Source organism: Kitasatospora sp. UYEF31, from assembly GCF_057291755.1.
On record NZ_JBXAWK010000003.1, the window covers coordinates 144,868 to 167,165 of the forward strand.

The 22,298-nt window shown below is 73.2% G+C and carries 14 protein-coding genes; all 14 read right to left on the reverse strand.

From position 1 onward, the window contains the following. Window positions 1-4: 4 nt before the first annotated feature. The 14 genes from AC0Z36_RS02535 to AC0Z36_RS02600 all read right to left on the reverse strand — a co-directional run bounded on the left by AC0Z36_RS02535 (window position 5) and on the right by AC0Z36_RS02600 (window position 22,198). Entirely contained in the window at window positions 5-1,240 is a 1,236-nt protein-coding gene (locus AC0Z36_RS02535) for a TRAFAC clade GTPase domain-containing protein (protein ID WP_485460965.1), read from the reverse strand. Further along, window positions 1,237-2,382: a protein kinase family protein gene (locus AC0Z36_RS02540; RefSeq protein WP_485460966.1), complete on the reverse strand. Its 1,146-nt coding sequence runs from the start codon at window positions 2,380-2,382 to the stop codon at window positions 1,237-1,239. The genes AC0Z36_RS02535 and AC0Z36_RS02540 overlap by 4 nt, the downstream gene beginning before the upstream one ends. Continuing rightward, entirely contained in the window at window positions 2,379-5,258 is a 2,880-nt protein-coding gene (locus AC0Z36_RS02545; RefSeq protein WP_485460967.1) for a hypothetical protein, read from the reverse strand. Before AC0Z36_RS02545 ends, AC0Z36_RS02540 begins: the two co-directional genes overlap by 4 nt. Beyond that, the gene (locus AC0Z36_RS02550; RefSeq protein WP_485460968.1) at window positions 5,255-8,593 is read right to left on the reverse strand and encodes a tubulin-like doman-containing protein; all 3,339 of its coding nucleotides are present in this window, start codon (window positions 8,591-8,593) and stop codon (window positions 5,255-5,257) included. Before AC0Z36_RS02550 ends, AC0Z36_RS02545 begins: the two co-directional genes overlap by 4 nt. Window positions 8,594-8,656: 63 nt before the next feature. Beyond that, window positions 8,657-11,173 carry a choice-of-anchor X domain-containing protein gene (locus AC0Z36_RS02555; protein ID WP_485460969.1) on the reverse strand — a complete coding sequence of 839 codons (2,517 nt, stop codon included), beginning with the start codon at window positions 11,171-11,173 and terminating at the stop codon, window positions 8,657-8,659. Window positions 11,174-11,437: 264 nt separating this feature from the next. After that, window positions 11,438-12,475 (reverse strand): pseudouridine synthase, encoded by a 1,038-nt coding sequence (locus tag AC0Z36_RS02560; RefSeq protein ID WP_485460970.1) that lies wholly within the window; start codon window positions 12,473-12,475, stop codon window positions 11,438-11,440. 64 nt (window positions 12,476-12,539) lie between these two features. Beyond that, window positions 12,540-13,211 carry an SMC-Scp complex subunit ScpB gene (scpB, locus tag AC0Z36_RS02565; protein WP_485460999.1) on the reverse strand — a complete coding sequence of 224 codons (672 nt, stop codon included), beginning with the start codon at window positions 13,209-13,211 and terminating at the stop codon, window positions 12,540-12,542. Between the two features lie 398 nt (window positions 13,212-13,609). After that, complete coding sequence (locus tag AC0Z36_RS02570; protein WP_485460971.1) at window positions 13,610-14,575, reverse strand: segregation and condensation protein A; 966 nt, start codon at window positions 14,573-14,575, stop codon at window positions 13,610-13,612. Between the two features lie 121 nt (window positions 14,576-14,696). Beyond that, the gene (locus tag AC0Z36_RS02575; protein ID WP_485460972.1) at window positions 14,697-15,281 is read right to left on the reverse strand and encodes a hypothetical protein; all 585 of its coding nucleotides are present in this window, start codon (window positions 15,279-15,281) and stop codon (window positions 14,697-14,699) included. Continuing rightward, the gene (locus AC0Z36_RS02580; RefSeq protein ID WP_485461000.1) at window positions 15,266-16,240 is read right to left on the reverse strand and encodes a ParA family protein; all 975 of its coding nucleotides are present in this window, start codon (window positions 16,238-16,240) and stop codon (window positions 15,266-15,268) included. The genes AC0Z36_RS02575 and AC0Z36_RS02580 overlap by 16 nt, the downstream gene beginning before the upstream one ends. A gap of 321 nt (window positions 16,241-16,561) precedes the next feature. Next, window positions 16,562-17,581, reverse strand: coding sequence for a site-specific tyrosine recombinase XerD (locus AC0Z36_RS02585; protein WP_485460973.1), 1,020 nt, complete (start codon window positions 17,579-17,581; stop codon window positions 16,562-16,564). 158 nt (window positions 17,582-17,739) lie between these two features. Next, the gene (gene ald, locus AC0Z36_RS02590; RefSeq protein WP_485460974.1) at window positions 17,740-18,855 is read right to left on the reverse strand and encodes an alanine dehydrogenase; all 1,116 of its coding nucleotides are present in this window, start codon (window positions 18,853-18,855) and stop codon (window positions 17,740-17,742) included. Between the two features lie 263 nt (window positions 18,856-19,118). Continuing rightward, the gene (locus AC0Z36_RS02595; protein ID WP_485460975.1) at window positions 19,119-21,302 is read right to left on the reverse strand and encodes a tetratricopeptide repeat protein; all 2,184 of its coding nucleotides are present in this window, start codon (window positions 21,300-21,302) and stop codon (window positions 19,119-19,121) included. 281 nt (window positions 21,303-21,583) lie between these two features. Beyond that, window positions 21,584-22,198 (reverse strand): hypothetical protein, encoded by a 615-nt coding sequence (locus AC0Z36_RS02600; RefSeq protein ID WP_485460976.1) that lies wholly within the window; start codon window positions 22,196-22,198, stop codon window positions 21,584-21,586. Window positions 22,199-22,298 lie beyond the last annotated feature (100 nt).

Genomic DNA, 22,298 nt, shown 5'->3' on the forward strand with positions numbered 1-22,298 from the left:
CGTGTCACCTCCCCACTTGGTCGGCGCCGGGCTGCGGGAGCAGCCCGCACATGGCGAGGATCGCGACCAGGGGTTCAAGGACGCGCTGCGGGCGGACGCCCCCGGGGAACCCGCCGTCGCGCTCGCGCATCCCGGTGGCCGAGGTGAAGTGCATGGTGCAGCGCCCCGCCTCCTCGTAGGGGGCGGTCCAGGCGTGCGCGTCGTACGCGTACAGGAAGGAGTACACGTCCCGGGTCTCGGCTTCGGTCCTGGCGGGGTCGATCCCGCCGGGCCGTCCGGGTGCCGCGGCCAGCCAGGCGTCGGCCGGGGGTTCGAAGCGCAGCAGGTCGGACTTGCCGACCACGACCGCGCACGGCTGGGTGAGCAGCCCGCCGGGCCCGCGCGGGAGCCGGTTGAGGACCATCGGGAACGTTGGGTCCTGGCTGCGCACGCCGTTGTTCCCGCCGTACTCCGCGGCGACTTCGCGCAGCACCGGCAGGTCGACGGCGGCCACCGGGTCGACGACGAACAGGAACGCGTCCGCGGCGGCGAGGAACTGGACGTCCCGGCCGCCCTTGCTGAGGTTCTCCCCGGCGACGTCGAAGAAGGCGACCGGGCGCACCCGTTCGCCGCAGCGCAGCAGCAGGGCGTCGGCGAACAGGATGACTTCGTTGGCCTGATGGACGGTGCGGGCCAGCATCCGCCCTTCGAGGAGCGGGACGACCTTGCCGGAGCGGTACTCCTCGTGCCAGGCGTGGTCGACCGCCGCGGTGCCGACGCCGTAGCGGCGCAGGCCGCCCCGGTCGATCTCCGAGACCATCGCGGCGAGCAGGTGCGACTTCCCTGACGCCGCGTCACCGATCAGGGCGACGACCAGCGGGGCTTCGTGGATGAGGTAGTTGGTCGGCAGGTAGTGCTCGCCGGTCTGCTCCCCGTAGGCCGGGGCCGCGCCGTCGGCCCCGAAGCAGCGCATGAACGTGCCCTGGAGCCGGTCGTGCCGGATGACTTCGTCGGTGATCCCGGACAGGTCGGTGCGCTGGTACTCCTGGCTGGCGTTGCGTACGTAGAGTTCGGTCTCGTCCCACCAGATGACGTGCAGGCAGTAGGGGCAGCGGACTCCGGGTATGTCGGCCGGCCGTTCGCGCCGGGGCCGCACCGGCCGCAGTGCGGGTTCTGCTGCGTAGGGGTCGTGCCGCCCGGTCCGGTGGCCGGCCAGGTCGGCCGGCCGCCGGACCCAGCCGCCCGAGGTCTCCTCGGTCATGGCCGCCACCGTCCCGGCTTGCGCTTCGCGGGCTGCGCCGGCCGGCCGTCGGCGGGTGGGTACCGGTACGGGTCGCCGTACGGCGGCGCCTGCTGTGGGGATGCCTGCTGTGGGGACGCCTGCTGGCCGGACTGCTGTTGCGGGGACGGCTGTCGTGGCACCGCCGGGTGCTGCCCGGACGGCGGGTGCGGCGGCTTCTCCGGTCGCCGGGGCTGCCCGGAGGCCGCCCGCTTGCGCTCGGCCACCTGGGCGAACACCCGGCGTCCTTCGGCGAGCGCGTCGTAGCCGAAGCCGCCGCCCGCCCACGGGTCGACGGGGTCCCCCAGCCGGCGGAGCAGGGCCAGCGCGGTGGGACGGTTCCCCGGCTGCGGGTCGAAGGCCCCGGCGAAGACGTCGCGCAGGCGCTGGTGCGGGGCGAGCCCCTCGGGTTCCCAGCCCCGGCGCACCGGGAGCCCGGTGACGACGTGGTAGGCGGTCTGCGCGGCGCTGAAGACATCGTCACCCGGGTGCGCGGGCCCGCTGCCGGCGATCGGTCCCGGGGCGGCCCACTGCGGGGCGCCGGTTCCGGTACGCAGGGCCCCGGTGAGGGCCGCGTGGTCGAAGCCGTCGAGGTACAGCCGCTGGTCGGCGGACCAGTGCACGGTGTCCGGGCTGATCCCGCCGTGCACGACCCCGGCCGCTCCGATCAGCCTGACCGTGCGGAACAGGGCGCGCAGGAAGGCCTCCTGCTCGTTGAGGAGCATCTGCCCGGCACCGCCCGCCGCCGGTTTGTACGGCCCCGCCGTGAGCACGATGAGCGGGACCCTCGTGTCGAAGGCGTAGCCGATGAGCCGGGGGAACTCCGGCGGGTGCGCGCCGGTCCCGGCGGCGCGGGCCAGACGCAGCATGGCGCGGATCTCCGATTCGAGCCGGGCGGTGCGGGTTTCACGCTGCCGGGAGTCGCCTTCGGGGAGGCTCCGGCACAGGAGGTACTTCCCGTCGGGCAGCCGCAACAGCTGCCGGGCGTAAGGGCTTTCCGGGCCGGGCCCAGCTGACCTGACGACCTCGACGAGGATGTTGACCCGGTCTCCCGTGGGGCCGGTGAGGACACGTTCCATGAGCTGGGACGCGCCCGGTCCGGCTGGTCCGTGCGCTGCGGTCATCCGCGCCCCTCCGTCCCGGAGTCACCGGGGCCATAAGGATTACCGCCGTACGGTCCGGTCCCGTCGGGGCCGGCTGGAATGTCGCCGTACGGTCCGGTCCCACGCGGGCCGGGCCGGTAGGGGCCGGTGCCGTAAGGCCCCCGGTCGTACGGTCCGGTTCCGCGCGGGCCGGCTCCGGTGCCTTCATCGTGCCACGGCCCGCCCCGGCCGGTCCCCTCTTCGTCCCACGGGCGGGAGTCGTCGACCGTTCCGGGCATCAGCGGGAGCAGCCGCAGGACTCCGGCACCCCGACCGTCAACGGTCCAGGTGACTTCGTGTTCGGGCGGCCTGCCGTGCCGGCGTTCGTTCCACACCGCGTGGATCGCGGCCTGCGCGGTGCGGGGGGCGAACCGGACGGTGCGGCCCGCCCCCGGGGAGACGTCGAGGAGGGCCAGTTCGTCGCCCGCGCTCAGCTGACGCATGACCCTGCCCGCGGGGCCGCCGACGAGTTCGGCGATGAGGTCGGCCTCGCCGCCGCCGGACTGCCGGACGATGTCGCGGTCCCGTCCGGGGTCGGCGAACGGCGGCGCCGGGGCGACGCCTTCGCGCTGGAGGTGGGTGTCGTAGCGGTCGAGGAGCACACGGAGGCGGGCCGCCGCGGCGTCCTGGCGGGCGAGTTCGGGGTCGCGTTCCAGGAGCGGCCACAGGGCGTCGAGTGCTGCGCTGACCGCGTCGGCGAGGTCACCGAGGACCGTACGGCCGAGGGCGCCGTCGAACGTCCCCGGGTCGGCGACGCCGGGCCGGCGGCCGGGTTCCTCCGCTGCGGCACCGCTCCAGGCGGCGGTGGCCGGGTCGGCACCGCTCCACGCTCCGGCTGACGCAGTGTCACTGTCCCGCGATCCGGTTGACGCAGTGTCATCGCTCCACGCACCGACTGACGCAGTGCCATCGCTCCACGCACCGGCTGACGCAGTGTCACCGAGTGCCGCGCCCTCCCACCCGGGGGCGTCCCACGGGTCGGCTGCCCGCGGCCCCGCCGGGTCCCGGCCCGGCTGCTGGAAGTCGTCCGTACGATCGGCTCTCCCGCTGTGTTCCGCGGCCTCCGCCACGAGTTCTCCGGACACCTCCTGGAGGACCGCCGCCAGCGCCCGGGAGCGGTCGCTCGCCGCGCGGCGCGGTGCGGCCAGGGCCCAGTCCCGCCACAGCAGATCCTGGAGCACGCCGCTGATGCGGACCAGGGCGTCCACCGCTTCGTCCGTCGGCAGTCCGGCCCGCCAGCGGCCGGTGCGCCGCGACCAGTCGAGGCCGGGTGCGGCCGCCACGACCACGAGGCCGGCCAGTGTGGCCGCCGCGCCGAGCGCTCCGGCGGGTTCCCACACGTCACCGGCGAACCAGCCGCCCGCCGCGGCGGCGACCGCGGCCGCGGCGGTGACGATGAGCGCGCCGGACGCTTCGGGCGGGACGGCGCGGGTGCCGCCGCGGTCGGGCCGGCGTACGGTCACCGCGAGCACGCCCAGGACCGCGAGCACGGCCGCGACCGGAGCGGTGACCGGCGCGGCGGTGGGCCACAGGGCTGCGAGGAACACGCCGAGGACTGCGGCGAGCAGTGCCGCCGGGGTGGCGCTGAGCCCGAATCCGGGCGGGCGGCGCAGACGGTCGGGGAGGCCCGGCGGGCAGGCCGCGTCCACCGCGTCCGTGCGGCCCGGGAGCGCCCCCGGCGTTATCCGCAGGGCGAGTTCGCGCAGTCGCGCGGCGAGCGGGGCCAGACCCTCCCCGCCGCGCGTCGCGTGGGCCACGGTGTCACGGAGCGCGGCGGTGACCGGAACGGGCCCCAGGCCCCGGGTGGCCGGGACGGTCACCCCGGCGTGGTCGAGCCAGGCGCGGTCCTGCGGGGCGAAACCGGTCGACCCCGGGATGATCGCGACGGTCTGCCGCACCGCGTCGCGGTACTGCTCGAGCCGCAGGGCGGCGTAGGCGAGTTCGCCCGGTACGGACACACCCACGTCCGGGCGTCCGTCCCCGTCGAAGCGGTAGACCGTCCACGGGCTGTGCAGCCGTTCGACCCGGCGGGCGGCCCGGGACAGGTGCCGTTCGGTGTCCTCGGCCAGGCGCCCGAGCAGGCCGTCGGGGCGCACGCCGTCCCGCAGCACCCCGTCCCGCAGGGCGCTGTCGCCGGGTACGGTCCCGCTGACGCTGTCGGCCAGGATCCCCAGCGGGCCCGGCCAGCGCGGTGACGTACCGTCCTGGTGCCCGGCCAGGCGCAGCGCGGCCTGGACGCGGGCCTGGGCCAGCGCGCTGTCGTGGGTGTGCGGGGTGTGCAGGTCCAGGGCCGGCGCCGCCGCGGTGTGCCGCATTCCGGACACTGCGTGCAGGACCGCGTCGTAGACCTGCGGGCGGGTCAGCGCGTCGAGGAGTTCGTCCAGCGCGTTTCCACCCACCGGGCTTCCACCCACCGGGCTTCCACCCACCGGGCTTCCACCGTCCGGCAGATGACTTCGCGTCAGCCCGGTGAGGACGATCCCGGGGACTTCTCCGGGCGCCCACTGGGTGCCCCGGGTGTCGCCGACCCAGAGGGTGGCGGCGTCCGGTCCGGTGAGCTGGCCGGGTCTGCGCAGGACCACCGGGCCGGCGACGGGCGGGCCCACGGCCACGCACAGGAGGTTGACGTGGGATCCGGTGAAAATGCGCTCGAAGGCGGGGCGGTGCCGCAGCAGGTCGCCGGTCCGGTCGACCACCAGGACGCGGTGCGCGTCCGCCGAGTCGGTGCCGTACGGCAGGTCCGCCAGGGCGTGCCGCGCCTGGACGTCGGAGAACCGCGCGGCGGCGACCACCTCCTCGTACACCGCCCGGTGCCGCAGGTCGAGGCGGACGACGACCTGCGCGGACGGGCTGCTCACCGGGCACCGCCGTAGGGGTCGAACGGCTGTACACCACCGTGCCCCCCGTCCCCGTCCCCGTCCGCACCCGGGCCGCCACCCCGCCCTTCGCTCCCACCCCCGGCCGGGCCGGCGCCCCGCCGGCCGTTCTGCCCCCCGCTCCGGTCGTCTCCGTGGTCTTCGTACTTCCGTCCGCTCCGGTCGTCGCCGTGGTCTTCGTCCTTCCCTTCGCCCTGCTCGTCGAGCTGGCGCAGGGTGTCGGCCAGGCCGCCGCCGTGGTGTTCGAGCGGCAGGTCGAGCGCCGCGTCGAAGGTCCTGGTCCACAGTCTCTCCAGGCCTTCGGCCCGGTCGCGCCCCGGGCCCTGGAGCTTGGCGGCCAGTCCGCCGAGGATGTCCCGCTGCCGGGGCGCGACTTCGTCGACGAGTGTGCGGTAGAGCCGGGCGGCGGGGACCGGCGTGCTGTCGGAGCCGAGCGGCCGGGTGCCCATCAGCTGGCGGGCGAAGTCCCGGCGTACGGGGGTGTCGTCGTGCAGCGTCCACTGCTCGTAGGCGGCCGGGAGGCTGCCCCACGAGGAGGACCGGCCGAAGCTCCTGAGGGCCAGGTCCATCGTCGTCGGGACGTGCGGGAGTCCGATCCTGATGTACGACGGGGACCCGGCGGGCCCTTCGAGCACCTCCACCTGGCCGTTGCGCAGGACGCACAGCAGTCGGTGCAGGATGTAGGTGCGGTCCTCCTCGGTGGTCAGCAGCCAGTCGTAGCGGAAGCCCGTACGCTGACGCCATTTCAGGAAGTCGTCGCGTTCGCCCTGTTCGAGGGCGCGCTGCCAGCCGGCGAGGATCTGCCGGACCTCGGGAACCTCAGTCAGGCTCATCGCGCTGCGGAACATCACCACGGAGACCGATTCCTGCTCGACCGTACGGAATTCCACCTGCCGGCCGGCCTCCTTGGAGATGTTGAGGACGTCCATCAGGTATTTGCGCACCTGCGCGTCGTCCCGGGTGCCGGGGTGCGTGATGAGGATCTTGAGCGTGCCGCTGCCCTTGGGGACGAAGTCGATCGGCAGCATCCCGGCGAGCTTCTGCCGGAACTGGGCGATGTCCACCTCGGACAGCGCCGCCCCGTTGTGCGTGGCGACCTGGACGAGCAGGTCGCTGACCGGCGGGAGCAGCGGCTGTTCGCTGAACTCGCCGGACGAGGTGAACAACGCCTTGACACGTTGCTTGAGTTCGCCGCGCACCTGGGCCAGCGCGGCCGGGCCGCCGTCGTGCTCCTCGCCGCGGTCGAAGGCCTGCTGCCAGATCTCGGGGCCGAGCAGCCGGGCGACCACCTGGGCCTCGCCCGCCGTCTCGGCCAGGCCGAGCCGCTGGACGTAGCGGCGCAGGACCGCGCGGTAGAAGGCCTCCAGGCCGTCCTGGGGCGGCAGCAGGTAGGAGACACCCGTACGCGGGCGGTCGAGGTCGCGGGCGACCCGGTGGAAGGCGGCCTCTTCGTGCTCGGCGTGGTCGAGGAAGGCCCTGCGCAGGCTCTGGGAGATCTGTTTGAGCTGGTCGACGCGTCGGCGCCACACCTGTTCCTGGGCACCCCACTGGTCGTGCCAGTTGTCCCGGGAGCGGTACTGCAGCCACCCGGTCTGGCGGCGCAGGTGGTTCTGCACCTCCGGGTCGCCCCAGCGGGCCCGGACCAGGCGGCCGACCCTGTCCTTGAGCGGCGGGGCGGGCGGCGGGTTGACGCCGATCCCGGGCGGCGCCGGGGGCGGGGTGGCGCAGTGGCGCAGCACGCCGACCGCGCCGGGCTTGTCGCGTCCGTCGTGCAGCCGGGGGTCGCCGAAGACGATGCGGTGCATCCGGAAGAGGTCGGTCTCGGCCAGGATCCGCCGTACGCCCGCGTGATGGTTGAACTCTTCGGCCAACTGCGCTGTGTGCACCCGGAGTTGATGCTTCTGCTGCTGGAGCGCGTGGGTCATCGCACGGGCCCGGGCGTCGAAGGCGCCGAGGATCTGCGCGGCCCCCTGGACCGGGGCCGGGTCGTTGACGGGCGGCGGATCGCAGGTCCACAGTTCGGCCACGCCGGCCGCGGCGAGGAACGCCTTGATCTGATCCTGGTTGTTCTCCCCGAACACCCGACTGTCGCTGTTGAGTTCGTTCACGGCGCGGGCCAGGAGCCGCCCGGCGACGAGGTCGGCGAGTTCGTCCACGGGCACGGTGAGGGAGGCGACCAGGCTGGTGGACACCCCCCGGCGGCCGATGCCCGACGGCGCGGTGCCTTCGCGTTTGACGCCTTCGTTGATGAAGCTGTCGGCGAAGGACTGGTAGCTGTCGGTCGCGATGCCGGCGCGCTCGGCGTCGCCGCCGTTGTTGAGTCCGGTGCCGGTCAGCGACAGCACCAGGGAGGCCACCGAGCGGTGCAGGTCTTCGCGTTCGATGCCGGAGGTCCGGCTGAACAGGAACGCCGTCTGTACGGTGCCGCCCTTGAGCCGGATCGGCTCCTGCCCCGGGTAGCGCACCGACACCTGGCCGGGCAGTGCGTAGTCCCCGGCGGTCAGCCGGTCGGACATGTCCTGGCCGTTCTGGTCGTCGATGAACCGGAACAGGTCGAGCAGCGCCTGCCCCGCGTTGAGGTCGGCGGGCCGCCCGCCGCCGCGCCCCTCCTCGAACGCCGAGGGCATGAGAACCAGCGGGTAGATCTTGATGTCGTAGCCGGGCCCGAAGGCCTTGCCGATCAGGTGCAGGTAGTCGTAGAAGATGCCGCAGCCGGTCCCCCCGGCCACGGAGAACGCCACGAACACGTCGCACGCGTTGCGCGGCGTCGTGTTGCCGCTCAGCGCCATCAGGTCGGCGGGGCCGCCCTTGCTGATCCGCTGCACGGCCCGGTCGAGCGGCTCCATCGCCGCGTCCAGGCCGTGCCGGAAGGTCTCGAACAGGGCGGCCCGGCCGACGGTGGGCAGCTGGCCCGCGCCGGCCCGCAGCGGCGTGACCTTCGGTTCGCCGTGCGGCGGCGGCAGCCAGGACTCGGTCTCCCGGAACGCGCTGATCCGCAGGGACGCCGACACTTCGGGGAACGTGTTGTACGCCGGGACCAGCCGGGTGGCCATGTTCACGTTGAGGTCGGCCACCGCGCGGTGTCCCGCCGGGGCGGCCTGCTGCCGCTGCTGGAGCAGCTGGCCCTCACTGAGGTCGGCGTACATGAACTGCACACAGTCAGGCAGTTGGTAGGGGGCGAGCCGGGGGATGCGCTCCCGCAGCCCCGCACCGTCGGCGCCGCACAGTTCGTCGCGCATCCGGCGTTCGACCTCGGCGCCGATCTGGCAGCCGGTGCCGCCGAGTCCGACGAACATCACCGACTGGTGGATGGACATTCCCTTACGACCGTCCGGAGCCACGGACGCCCCCTTCGCCTTGTCTGCGCACGGGTTCCTGTTTCACGTTCCGGGCGGGCCGTAGCCGGGGCCGCCGTGCTGCCCGTCCTGCGTTGCGTCCCAGCCGCCCGGCGGCGGTGGTGGCGGTCCCCCGCGCCCGTAGGGGTCGTCCTGTCCGCGCTGACCGCCCGGCGCTCCGTACGGATCACCTGCCCGGGTCCCGGCGTCGTGGACACCGGGGCCGTACGGACCGGCGCCGCCCGCACCGTACGGGTCCGCGCCGCCCGCACCGTACGGGTCCGCGCCGCCCGCACCGTACGGGTCCGCGCCGTACCCGGTGTACGGATCGTCGCCGGCCCCCGGCACGGGGCCGCCGCCATCCGGGGGCGCGGCCGTCGGCTGGTCCTCGGTGAAGCCCAGCACCAGGCCGCGCTCGATCTCCACGGTCGCGCCCGCCGCCAACGACAGCCTGCCGAGCGGGGATTCGAGCTCCAGGCCGCCGTGCCGGGCCCGGGTGACCGTCCACGCGCCGTCCTCCCGCTGGTACAGCGGCACCAGCTGCGGCGGGTTGCCCTGGCTCTCCACCCGGATCCACATCCGCAGCGCCCGCTCGTTCAGCGGCCGCGTCGGCACACCGACCGGCTGCCCGTCGCGGTAGAGCCGCAGTTCGACCCCGCCGATCGGCCGGGGCCGGATGTTGCGGCGGTACCAGGCAGGCAGGGCCACCAGGAGGACGCCGAGGAGCACGGCGCCGAGCGCGGCCTTCCACCAGTTCTCCGACCAGAACCCGGGCGGCCCGGTGATCCGCACCGTCACCGTCCGCTCGGTGACCACCGCGCCGCCGTCCTCGTCGGTGATGACGAGCTTGCCCTGGAACGACTGCGCGTCCAGGCCGCCGCCCACGCCCAGCGCCACGTCGAAGGAGCCCTGTGCGCCTTTCACCGTCAGCCGGCGTGGCGTCAGGTCCAGGGCCAGGCCCGGCGGGAAGTCCTTCGGATCGATCCGCAGCCGGTGCTCTTTACCGTCGCCGACCCGCCAGTCGGCCTTCGCCTTCACCGTGCCGCCGCCGGACAGGACCGTCGAGCCGAACGTGACCGAGGCCGACACCGGCGCGGGGCCGGTGCGCAGGTCCACGTCCTTGGCCTGCCGGTCGCCCTGGACGCCGGGGGCCGCCACCGTTCCGGTGAAGCGGACCGTACCGGTCGCCGCCGCCGGGACGGTCACCCGTCCGCCGAACAGCCCGTCCCCAGCCTGTGTGTCGCCGCTCCTGCCGTCGTCGGACAGATCCACCTCCTGCGGGCCGAACGCACCCGTGACCGACTCCACCCGGCCGCGCACCTTGATGCCCTTGAGCGCCGCCGGGTCCGTCAGCGCACCCTTGCGGGTCTGGAGCACGACACTCATGCCGACCTGCTGCCCGGCCTGCGGCTGGGGCGGGTCGAGTTCGACGTACGAACGCACCACTCCGGCCCACATCGCCACCGCCGTCACCGGCACTGACAATCCGTCAGGAGCCTTGAGGTGGACGCGCCAACGCCCCGGGAGCGGGTCGGTGATGTGCAGCGACTCCATCTTCGAACCCTGGCCGACCACCGTCGCCGCTGAGCCCGGCGTCCCCTCCCGCAGCACCTCCCGCCCTGACGGGTCGAACCACGAGACCTCGACCCGCTCGTCCTGCTTGGTCACCTGGATGACGCCGTCGGTGGCTATCGCGGGCAGTGTGACCGTCAGATCGGCCGAACCGGACACGGTGGTGGCCGCCGGCTCGCCGACCTCGGCGCAGCGGGCCGCGGCGAAGGCCCGCTGGAGCGTCACCACCACCTGGTCGGGGCTCTGCGCGACGCTCGTACGGGGGACCAGTCCGGGCCGGTCCGGGCAGACGCCCTGCACGCCGCCGGCCGCGATCCGGTCCAGTTGCGCCTTGTCGAAACCGCCGAAGCCGAGCGGCCACACCTGCACTCCGGCGGCCTTGGCCTTGGCGAGCGCGTCGGTCAGGGCCCGGTCGAGTTCGCCGGGGATGCGGTTGGCGTCGTCGCCGTAGCCCTCGCCCGGCTCCACCCGCATCTCGCCGTCAGTCAGCAGGAAGAGGATGCGCGGGCGTCCGGGGGCGGCGTTGCGCAGCAGGTCCACGCCCTGCCGGACGGCCGCCGGCAGGTCGGTGCCGTTGCCGGCGGTGACGCCGTCGCGCAGAGTGATCCCGCCCACGCAGTCCTTGAGGCCCGGGGCCCCCGTCGGGCCGGGTTCGCAGGCGACCTTCACGGCGTTGCCGGAGGTGCCCTTGCCGCTGCCGAAGGACGCGACGGAGACCTTCGAGTCGGGTGAGAGGTCGCCGACCGCGAGGATCCCCGCAGCCTCCTTCTCGCGTTCGATCGCTTCCTTGACGCTGCCGGAGGCGTCGACGAGCACGGTGTAGTCGACGGGTGCGACGGCGAGCGGTCCGGGTGGTGGCGCGGCCTGCTTCCCGGCCCGCGTCCCGGCCGCGACCGGCAGCACCGCCGTGGACAGCAGCAGTACGGCGGCCCCCGCCGCGACGACCGACCTGACGAATCGCCCACCGGTGTGCTGGATGTGCAGCCCCACGACGTTCCCCTTGCGTCGGTTGTGCCGTACGCACCCCAGACCGCCGGAACAGCCGGTGATCGCCGCCCGGTGATCGTGAGGTGACCCACCATGCACCATCACGGGGCGTGGGGAAAGGCAAACTGTCTGTTCGGCAAGGTCCCCTCACGACGGATGCGGTACGGAGTGCGCAAACGCGGACAGGGCCCGTTCCGGTGTGCGGAACGGGCCCTGCCCGTGGTGCTCTGGTGGTGCTTTCCTGCCGTACGGCGTTGCTGTGCCTTTTTACATGCCTACGGCCTTGAAGAGCAGCCCGATCTCCTCGTTGGAGAGGCGGCGCAGTTTGCCCGGACGCTGGTCGCCCAGTTTGATCGGGCCGAAGTCGGTCCGGATCAGGCGCTCGACCGGGAAGCCCAGCTCGCCGAGCATGCGGCGGACGATGTGCTTGCGGCCCTCGTGCAGGACGACCTCGACCATGTAGGTCTTGCCGACCTGGTCGATGATGCGGAAGCTGTCGGCACGGGCCAGGCCGTCCTCCAGCTCGACGCCTTCGCGCAGCGTCTTGCCGAGGTCGCGCGGGATCGGGCCCTGCACCTGGGCGAGGTAGGTCTTGCTGACCTCGTAGCGCGGGTGCGTCAGCCGGTTGCCCAGCTCACCATTGTTGGTGAGGAGGATGACGCCCTCGGTCTCGGTGTCGAGGCGGCCCACGTGGAACAGGCGGCGCTCGAACGTCTCCAGGAAGTCCGCCAGGGTCGGCCGACCGTCCGGGTCGAACATCGTGGAGACGACGCCGGCCGGCTTGTTCAGCGCGACGTACAGCTCTTCGGCCTGGGTGGGGATGCGCAGGCCGTCGACCTTGATCTCGGCCTTCGCCGGGTCGACGCGCTTGCCCTGCTCGCGCACGCGCTCGCCGTCGACCTCGACGCGGCCCTGGTCGATCAGCTCTTCGCAGGCGCGGCGGCTGCCGATCCCGGCCTGGGCCAGGACCTTCTGCAGCCGGACGCCTTCTTCGTTCTCGCGGGCGTTGCGGTCGACGGTCTTGACGACGGTCGGCCGGCGGTCGGCGCGCGAGGGGCTGGCCTGGTTGGACTTGAAGGTGCTGCGCGGCGGACCGCTGCGGGGGTTGCCACGGGGAGCGCCTTCGCGGGAGCCGCCCTCCCGGGGGGCTCCGCCGCGGGGTGCGTCGCCGGTGGGCGCCGTTCCGTCGCGGGAGTCTCGGGCCGCACGTGCGGGGCTACCCCGGTGGCTCCCGCCACGCTTGTCGCGGTTTTCGTCGCCGCGCTGGTTTCCACGTGCAGGTCCGTTGTAACTACTGCCAGCCATCAATCATCCGTCGCTGTTCGTCCGACGCCGTACTGCCTGCGCTGTTCAGGAGGCCGCGGGGTCGTTAGGGGTGGTCCGCGGCCCTGTCCGCGACGCTTGTTCCGGCGTCGGGAGCCACGGTGTCCCTACCAGTATCCCCGGAAACCGGGACGTCCCGCTCCACGGGGGCGGAATCGGCCCCGTCCCCGGCCTCCGGCAGGGGGGTCCGGCGCACCGGCGGGAGGTCCAGGCCGCCTTCGGTCTCCGCTTCGAGCGCGTCGAGGTCGGGCAGGAAGGGTGCCAGCTCGGGCAGCTCGTCCAGGTCCTTGAGGCCCATGCGTTCCAGGAAGTAGTGCGTGGTGCGGTAGAGCGTCGCGCCGGTCTCGTGCTCGACGCCGAAGTCCTCGACCAGGCCGCGGGCCAGGAGGGTGCGCATGACGCCGTCGCAGTTGACTCCGCGGACGTTGGAGATGCGCCCGCGGCTGACCGGCTGGCGGTAGGCCACGACCGCCAGGGTCTCCAGGGCGGCCTGGGTGAGCCGGGCGTGCTGGCCGTCCAGGATGAACCGCTCCACCGCGGACGCGTACTCGGGGCGGCTGTAGAAGCGCCAGCCCCCGGCGACCTCACGCAGGTCGAAGCCCCGGCCCTCCTTGGTGTAGGTCTCGGACAGTTCTCCGAGCGCGGCCCGGACCGACCCGGTCGTACGTTCCAGGACCTGCGCGAGGAGGACTTCGGAGACCGGCTCGTCGACCACCATGAGCACCGCCTCCAGGGCGGGGCACAGTTCACTGTCGTCGACCGGCCCGGAGCCGCCCCGGGTGGCGGGGGCGCTGCGGGTCCTGCGCTGCGCGGGCAGACCCGCGGGGCTGTCGGGGTGGGCGGCGGGGTGCGCCGCGGCCGGCGGCGCGGGGTCCGCAGGGGCCGCCGCACTGTGCCCGGTCTGCTGCCCGGTCTGCTGCCCGGTCTGCTGCCCGGTCTCCGGCCCGGCCTGCTGCCCGGTCTCCGGCCCGGCCTGCTGCCCGGTCTCCGGCCGGGCCGCCTGCTGCGCTTCCGGCGCGGGCGTCTCCGCTGCCCCGGCCGCTGCCCCGGCCTCGACCTCATCCTCCGGCTCCGTCCAGAAGCCGTCCGTACCGAAGTCTCCGTCGTCGATCATCTCTACCGGCCTTCCTCGTCCACCGTGTCGTCGGCGGTGGTTGTGTCCCGGACTGTGACCTCGGCGTCGAACTCCGCGCCGACCGTGGAGACGTCCTTGTCGTCGTCGCCGGTCCACCGCACCATCAGTTCGCCCAGCGGCTCCGGCTGGTCGAAGGCGACGGCCGCGTCGCGGAACAGTTCGAGCAGCACCAGGAAGCGGGCGATGACGTGCAGGTTGTCCGGGACGTCCGCGATCAGCTGGCCGAAGGAGAGCTCGCCGAGCCGCATGAGCATCTCGACCACGATCTCGCCCTGCTCGCGGACGCTGACCCGCTGCACGTGGATGTGGTCGATCGACACGGTCCTGGGCGGCTTGGGGCCCATCGCGCGCGCGGCGAGCTGGGCGAAACGCTCAAGTGGCACATTGATGACCAGTTCGGGCAGCAACCCGGCGTAGCGCGGCTCCAGGCCGACGCTGCGCGGGTAGCGCTTGCCCTCGCTGTCCCACCGCCCGGTGAAGATCTCCGCGATGCGCTTGTACGCGCGGTACTGCAGCAGCCGGGCGAACAGCAGGTCGCGGGCTTCGAGGAGGGCGAGGTCCTCTTCGTCCTCGATCTCGGCGGCGGGCAGCAGCCTGGCGGCTTTGAGGTCGAGCAGCGTGGCGGCGACCACCAGGAACTCGGTGGCCTGCCCCAGGTCCCACTCGGCGCCCTGCGCCCGGATGAAGCTGATGAACTCGTCGGTGACCTGCGACAGCGCGACTTCGGTGACGTCGAGCTTGTGCTTGGAGATCAGCCCGAGGAGCAGGTCGAAGGGGCCTTCGAAGTTGCTGAGGTGGACCTGGAAGCCCTTGTCCCCGTCTTCGGCGGCGGGTGGTCCGGAGCCGGCCGCTTCGGCCGCTTCGGCCGCCCCGTCCGCCGGAGCGGTCGTGGCGGACCCGCGGCCCAGTGGGCGGCGGCCGGTCTGGGAGGAGTGGGTGCTGGGCATCGTGTTCCATGGTGCGGGCTCTGGAGGGGCACAGCATGACAGACCCGCCGGTGCCGGACGGGTCTGTCTGCTGCTGACCGGTCTGAACAGCCTGAACGGCGTAAAGCGGGTGGAGACCCGTTCAGCCGCGCAGCCTGCGGACCAGGATGCTGTCCTCGCCCCGGGCCTCGAGGTCGGCCAGGACGACCGCTATGGCCTCCCGGACGACCCGGCCGCGGTCGATGGCGAGCCCGAAGTCACCGCGCAGGCTGAGCCTGGCGTGTTCGAGGTCCATCAGTTCCTCGGCGGACACGTACACGGTGATCTTCTCGTCGTGCCGTTCCCGCCCGGTCGGCCGCCGGGGCGCGCGGACCCGGCGGGTCGCGCCGTGCCTGGGCGCGGGCACGGGGGCCGGACGCCCGCCGTCCCCGCGGTGTTCCTCCCCGGCCGACTGGTCGGCGGGTTCGGCGCGGACGGCTTCCCGGGCCGCGCCCGCACCCGGCCGGCCTGAGTCGGCCGTGGACGACGCGCCCGGGGAGCCCGGGCGCGTCCCCGCACCGCTGTCCTCCGCGCGCTCGGCCTGCTGACCGCCGGGCGCCTGCGGCGGTACGGAACGCAGCCGCTCGCCCCCGCTGTCGGGCGCCGCGGCCTGACGCGACGGCACGCCCATGCCGCCGGTGGTGCGGAAGAGCTCATGGGCGCCGGGCAGGCTCACTCGGCGGGACACCGGGAGAGCACCTCCCTCGCGAGCTGGCGGTAGGCGGCTGCCCCCACGGAGTTCGACGCGTACGTGGTGATCGGCTCCCCCGCCACGGTGGTCTCCGGGAACCTGACGGTCCGTGAGACGACTGTGTGGAAGACGTTGTCGCCGAACGCCTCGACGACACGGGCCAGAACCTCCCGGCCGTGCACCGTGCGTACGTCGTACATCGTGGCCAGGATGCCTTCGAGGCGCAGGTCGGGGTTGAGCCTCTCGTGCACCTTCTCGATCGTCTCGGTCAGCAGCGCCACACCGCGCAGTGCGAAGAACTCGCACTCCAGCGGCACGATGACACTGTTGGCCGCGGTCAGCGCGTTGACCGTGAGCAGACCGAGCGACGGCTGGCAGTCGATGATGATGTAGTCGTAGTCCGCGATGAGCGGGCGCAGGGCCCGCGCCAGGGTGGTCTCCCGGGCGACCTCGGTGACCAGCTGGACCTCGGCGGCCGACAGGTCGATGTTGCTCGGCAGCAGGTCCATGCCCGGGATGATGGTCTTCAGCAGGACGTCGTCCGGGCTGAGGTTGGACTCCATCAACAGGTTGTAGATGGTGAGGTCCAGCTCCATCGGGTTGACCCCGAGGCCGACCGACAGGGCGCCCTGCGGGTCGAAGTCCACGAGCAGCACACGCTGCCCGTACTCCGCCAGCGCGGCGCCCAGGTTGATCGTGGACGTCGTCTTGCCGACGCCGCCCTTCTGGTTGCACATCGCGATGATCGTGGCCGGTCCGTGGTTCTCCCGCGGACTGGGAATGGGGAAGTACGGCAACGGGCGGCCTGTGGGGCCCACCCGCTCACGGCGCTGCGTCGCAGCGTCCGGCGCGAGGGTCGCGGCGTATTCCGGATCGGGTTCATAGTCCGCGTCCGGGTCGAAGGGTCCACCGCGTAGTTCTTCCACGTGCCGCAACTCGTTGTCGTAGTAGTACATGTCGTACGCGGTTCCCTGAGCCCCGTCAGGGGCGGGCGCACCGGGATGGTCAGCCGTCGACAGGCCCGGCCGTGAAGGCTCCGCCTGGTGCTCCATCGTGGTCCCGCCCGCCGGGGCGGCCGGCGCGAAGCCCTGGACCAGCCCTGGAGTGGCGCCACCGGGAGCAAATGTCGACTCGTTCACAAGTCGTCTTACCTCCTTGCCGACCAGGCTATTTCTCGCTTCGTCAGTGTGTATCCCTACTGACGATTTGCGACTCTATGGCGTGTCGCCCGCTCCCAGCAAGGCGAACCGCCAGACGCGCGCAACATCAGCTGTCGTTCAGTCAAGAGCCCGGGGGTGGGAAGATGCGTAGACTTCACGCAGTTTGTCGATAGTGACCAGTGTGTAGACCTGGGTGGTCGTCACCGATGCGTGGCCCAGCAGTTCTTGCACCACTCGCACGTCCGCGCCGCCGTCCAACAAGTGGGTCGCGAACGAGTGCCGGAGGGTGTGGGGTGACACTCCGCCGGTGATGCCGGCCCGCTCGGCGGCGGTCTTGAGGATCGTCCAGCCGCTCTGTCTCGACAGTCGTCCGCCCCGCGCGTTGAGGAACACCGCGACGGCGGCCCCCCGTACGGCCGAAGCTTTCTGACGCAGCGCCAGGTGTGGGCGCGCGGAGGCGAAGTAGAGCTCGACCGCGGTGGCCGCGTACGACCCGAGCGGCACCGCCCTGTGCTTGCCGCCCTTGCCTCTGAGCTGCACGGTTCCCGCTGTCAGGTCGATGTCGTCGACGTCGAGGCCGACCGCTTCGGAGATGCGCGCGCCGGTCCCGTAGAGCAGTTCGAGCAGCGCGCGGTCGCGCGGCGCGAAGGGTGGTTCCCCGACGGCCGCCGCCGCCAGGAGCGCTTCGATCCGGTCCAGCGGGAGCGCTTTGGGCAGTCGCTGACGGGGTGTCGGCGCAGTCGTCTCCCGGCTGACGTCCCGTCCGGTCACGCCCTCCCGCAGCGCGAAGCGGTGGAAGCCGCGCACCGCCGCGAGGGCGCGCGCGGCGGAGGCTTCGGCGAGGGCCGGACCGTGGTCGTCACCGGTGCGCAGCGCCCCCAGGTACGCACTGATGTCCGGGGAGGTCACCACAGCGGGTGAGTCGCGGCGGAGACCGGTCATAAAGTCGACATACCGACTGAGGTCCCGCCGGTAGGCGCCGACGGTGTGCGGTGACAGTCCGCGTTCGACGGCCAGGTGGTCCAGAAAGGCCCGCACGGGGGCCGCCCAGGGGTCGGCTGCCCGGTGGTGGTCCGGCATATCGGCGATCCCCGTACGGGACGGCCCTGAGGTCACTTTGTCGACTGCGTCGTTCACGCGCCCCAGTCAACACCCGGGAACGCACGGGGGCCGGACCCCCACGCCATTGTGGGGATCCGGCCCAGCGCTCTGTCCGCCGCCCGGCGACGGGGCGGGGTGCCTGTCCGCACCCTTCGCCGCCGCCCGGCGCGGTTTGTACGGGAATGCCGTACGGGTTACTTCAGGATGTCCTCGACGGGGACGAAGGCGAGGCCGAGGGCCTCGGCCACCGGGCCGTTGGTGAGGGTGCCCTCGAAGGTGCTCAGGCCCTTGGCGAGCGCCGGGTCGGCGGCCAGCGCCTCGCGCCAGCCGCGGTTGGCCAGCTGCATGATGTACGGCAGCGTCGCGTTGGTCAGCGCGTACGTCGAGGTGTTCGGCACCGCGCCGGGCATGTTCGCGACGCAGTAGAACACCGTGTCGTGGACCTTGTAGACCGGGTCGTCGTGCGTGGTGGCGTGCGAGTCCTCGAAGCAGCCGCCCTGGTCGATGGCGATGTCGACGAGCACGGCGCCCGACTTCATGCGGGAGACCATCTCGTTCGTGACGAGCTTGGGGGCCTTGGCGCCCGGGATGAGGACGGCGCCGACGACGAGGTCCGCGGCCAGGACGGCCTTCTCCAGCTCGAAGGAGTTGGAGACGATCGTCTCGACCCGGTTGCCCCAGAGGCGGTCGGCCTCGCGGAGCTTGTTGATGTCGCGGTCGAGCAGCGTGACCTGGAAGCCCATGCCGAGTGCGATCGTGACGGCGTGCCAGCCGGAGACGCCGCCACCGATGACGACCGCGCGGGCCGCGCCGGTGCCGGGGACACCGCCGGGGAGGACGCCGCGGCCGCCGGCCGAGCGCATCAGGTGGTAGGCGCCGACCTGCGGGGCCAGCCGGCCCGCGACCTCGGACATCGGGGCGAGCAGCGGCAGGGCGCCGTTGGCGAGCTGGACCGTCTCGTACGCGATGGACGTCGTGCCGGCGTCGAGCAGCGCGTCGGTGCACGGCTGCGAGGCCGCCAGGTGCAGGTAGGTGAAGAGCACCTGGTCCTTGCGCAGCTGGTGGTACTCCGAGGCGATGGGCTCCTTGACCTTCAGGATCATCTCGCCGGTCGCCCAGACCTCGTCGGCGGTGTCGAGGATCTTCGCGCCCGCGGCGGTGTACTCGCCGTCCGGGATGGAGGAGCCGAGGCCGGCGTCCTTCTGGATGAAGACCTCGTGGCCGTTGCGCACGAGCTCGTGCACGCCGGCCGGCGTGATTGCCACGCGGTACTCGTGGTTCTTGACCTCGCGGGGGATGCCGACCTTCACGACTATTCGTCCTAACGGGATAACGCGCGGGAAAGGAGCGCAAAACCGGCAGCGATGGCAGTGGGACACCGCCCGCGTTGGTCGCGACTCGCTTAGCTTAGTACCGGTGAAACCCGCTGCCAACCTTTCAAAGTGAAAGATCCGCTCGGATCTACCTACAGTTTCGTAGGTGACAGGCCGCGCACCCGGGCTTTCCCAACCCACCGGGCCTGTCCACCTTCGCTTCGGACTGCCCTGCGGTCAGCGCCCCGGCCCGGCGGGGATCACTCACCGCGGCCGTCGTCGAGGAGCCGGCGCACCTGCGCCACGGCGTCGTCCGCGCCCGCGTCGGTCAGCAGGGACAGCGCCTGCCTGCGCCGGTCGCGGGCCTCGCGGCGGTCCCCGACCTCGTCGAGCAGGTCCGCGGTCCGCAGGAAGGCCGCGGCCTCGGCCCGCTCGTCGCCCGCGGCCCGGAAGGATTCGAGGGTGCCCCGGTAGACGCTCAGCGCCTCGTGCACCCGCCCGGCGTCGGCGAGGACCTCGCCGATGTCGGCGGACGTGCGCCCCGCGGCGGCCGGGTCGCCCAGCCGGCGGCGGACACCGAGGGCGGCCCGCAGGTCCCGCAGCGCCTGTTCGTACCGCCCCATCCGGGCGCGGGTGCGCCCCAGGAGCGACAGCACCCGGGCCTGGCCCTCCTCGTCGCCGATGGTGCGGCGCAGCAGCAGCGCCCGGTCGTACCAGTCCACGGCCCGGTGGGTGTCGCCCAGGTCGGCGTACGCGTTGCCGAGGTTGACCATGGCCCTGGCCTCCCCCGCCGGGTCGGCCAGTGCCCTGCTCACTTCGAGGGCGGACCGGTAGCACGCGAGCGCCTGTTCCAGTTCGTGCCGCAGGACGTGCAGGTTGCCCAGGTTGAGCAGCGCGACGGCCTCCTCGCGTGGCCGGACGTGCCTGCGGGCGCAGGACAGCGCCAGCTCGTGCAGTTCGAAGACGTCCCGCCAGTGGGCGCGCCGGTCGAGCAGCCGGGCCAGGACGGCGACCAGGTGCCGGGTGGGCGCGTCCAGGTGGGCGGCCGACGCGATCCTGGCGGCGGCCATGAGCTCGGGCCGTTCGATGCGCAGCCAGGCCCTGGCCTCCGGCGCGCCGGTGAACCGTACGTCCGGCTCGGCTTCCCGGGCCCGGCCGGCGACGGCCGCCTCGGCGGCCCGGCACAGGCGGATGTAGCGGTCGATCAGCCGCAGCCGCGCGGTGCGGCGCTCACCGGGGCGCTCTTCGTTGTCGAGGCTTTCCTGTACGTAGCCGCGGACCAGTTCGTGGAAGCGGTAGCGCCCCGGGGCCGAGCCGGGTTCGACCAGGTGCAGTTCGGCCAGTTCGGCCAGCGCGGTCGCGGCGGCGTCGGGGCCGCAGTCGGCCAGCGCGGCGGCGGCGTCCGCGCCGAACTCGCGCCCGGGGACCAGGGCGAGCAGGCGCAGCAGGCGGACCGCGGAGGGCACCAGCTCGCCGTGCAGCAGGTCGAAGCAGGCCCGGACCGCGAGATCCTCAGGAGGCTCCTCCATGCGTTCGAGCCGCAGCCGCTGGATGCGCAGCCGCCGGGTGAGGTCGGCGATCGCGTACCGCCGGCGGGCCCGCAGCCACGCCCCGGCCAGGCGGACCGCGGTGGGGTGGAACTCGCACAGTGACAGCAGTTCGTCGGCGGCCCTGGGGTCGCAGGCCACCCGGGTGCTGCCGGCGAGGTTTTCGAGCATGCGGGCGGCGGCGGGCGGGTCGAGTTCCGCCAGGACGCAGGAGCGCACAGCCGCGGCCCGGCCGATTCCGGCCAGCGGGGCGACCGTGGTGACGATGAGGAGGCTGTGCGGGCTCTGCGGCAGCAGCGGACGCAGCTGCGGGGTGCCGGTGGCGTCCTCCAGGAGGATCAACACCCGCCGGGTGCCGAGGAGTTCGCGGAGCCTGTCGCCGCGTGCCTCGACGGAGGCGGGGATCTCCGTCTCCTCAAGGGCGTAGAGGAAGGACTCCAGGACGTCGCCGGGCGCGGTGGTCTCCCCGCGCGGTCCGGTGAGCCGGGCGTACAGGCGTCCGTCGGGGAACTGTGGTGCGAGGCGGTGCGCGAGGTGTACGGCCACCGCGCTCCGCCCGGTGCCGACCGGGCCCGTGACGGACACGACGCGGTCCGGCGGGAGCAGGGACTGCTGCGCGGGTATGGCGGCGCCGGGTCCGGTGACCCAGCCGTACAGCGTGTCGAGTTCGTCGGCCCGGCCGACGAAGTCGGCCAGTGCGGGCGGCAGCTGCGCCGGGGGGCGCCACGGCGGGAGTGTCAGTTTGTTGCGTACGGTCTGGACGCCGTCCGGGTCGGGGTCCAGATCAAGATCGTCTTCGGCCGCCCTGCGCATCCCGGGGACGAGCCCGCCGAGGCTGTCGACCCCGTCGGCGACGCCACCACCAGCAGGTCCTGCCCTACCGGTCTCCCCTGCCATGCCCACCTGCCACCGTCCGCCCCCGCCGCCCCGCGTGTACGTCTGTCTGCGGCAGGTTAGCGAACAGGTCTTTCCGGGAGTTGCAGGCGCACGGGAGTGCGGGTGTGTCCGTGGGTCAGCCCGCGGTGGGCCGCCGCGTCCACCGGTCAGCCCGCGGTGGGCCGCCGCGTCCACCGGTCAGCCCGCGGTGGGCCGCCGCGTCCACCGGTCCGCCCGCGGTGGGCCGCCGCGTCCACCGGTCCGCACCCGGTCAGCTGCCGCGCCCGCGGGTCGGCCCGCGCTCAGCGGGCGGGTTCCCCCATGCCCCAGATGCCGGGGCCCCAGCCGGCGAGCGTGATGTCCACGACGCAGGTGCCCTTGAGGCCCTGGTCCGAGCAGGCCTTGAGGGCGGCCAGCTGGGTGGGGTTGAGCGTCGCCAGTTGTCGGGGGAACCGGGTCCGCAGGGATTCCGGCAGCTGCGCCACGGTGACGTCCGCCGGCGGCGGGCCCGCGGGCGGTGGCCCGATCGGCTGGAACGTGGGGACGACGGGGTCCGGGGACGCTCCCGGCTGTGGAGCGGCCGGCGCGGCCGGCGCGACCGGCGCCACCGGTACCTCCGGGGCCGGGGCGTCACCCGGGGGCGACGACGGGACATCAGCCGGCGGAATATCAGCGGGCGGAATATCAGCAGGCAGCGCGTCCGGGGCCGGCGCGTCCCCCGCCACGGGCTCCTGGGCCGGGGTCTCCTCCGGAGCAGCCCCGGGGACGGCGGCGGCCCTGGCCCCCGGCCCCTGGGTGAGCGTCAGCGGCGGAACGTATTCATCCGACGGTCCCTCCTGGCCGACCAGGCCGCAGGCCGCGGTCAACCCGGCGCACAGTACCGCCGCGACGGCAAAAGCCTTCTGTGTTCTCCGCACAACCATCCCCACGCTCGTACAACGGTCCCTGCGCCGTGCGCTCGGACATCCTGGCCGAATCCGCACGGTCACACCAGAGCGGGCCGGGCGTCAGGGAGAG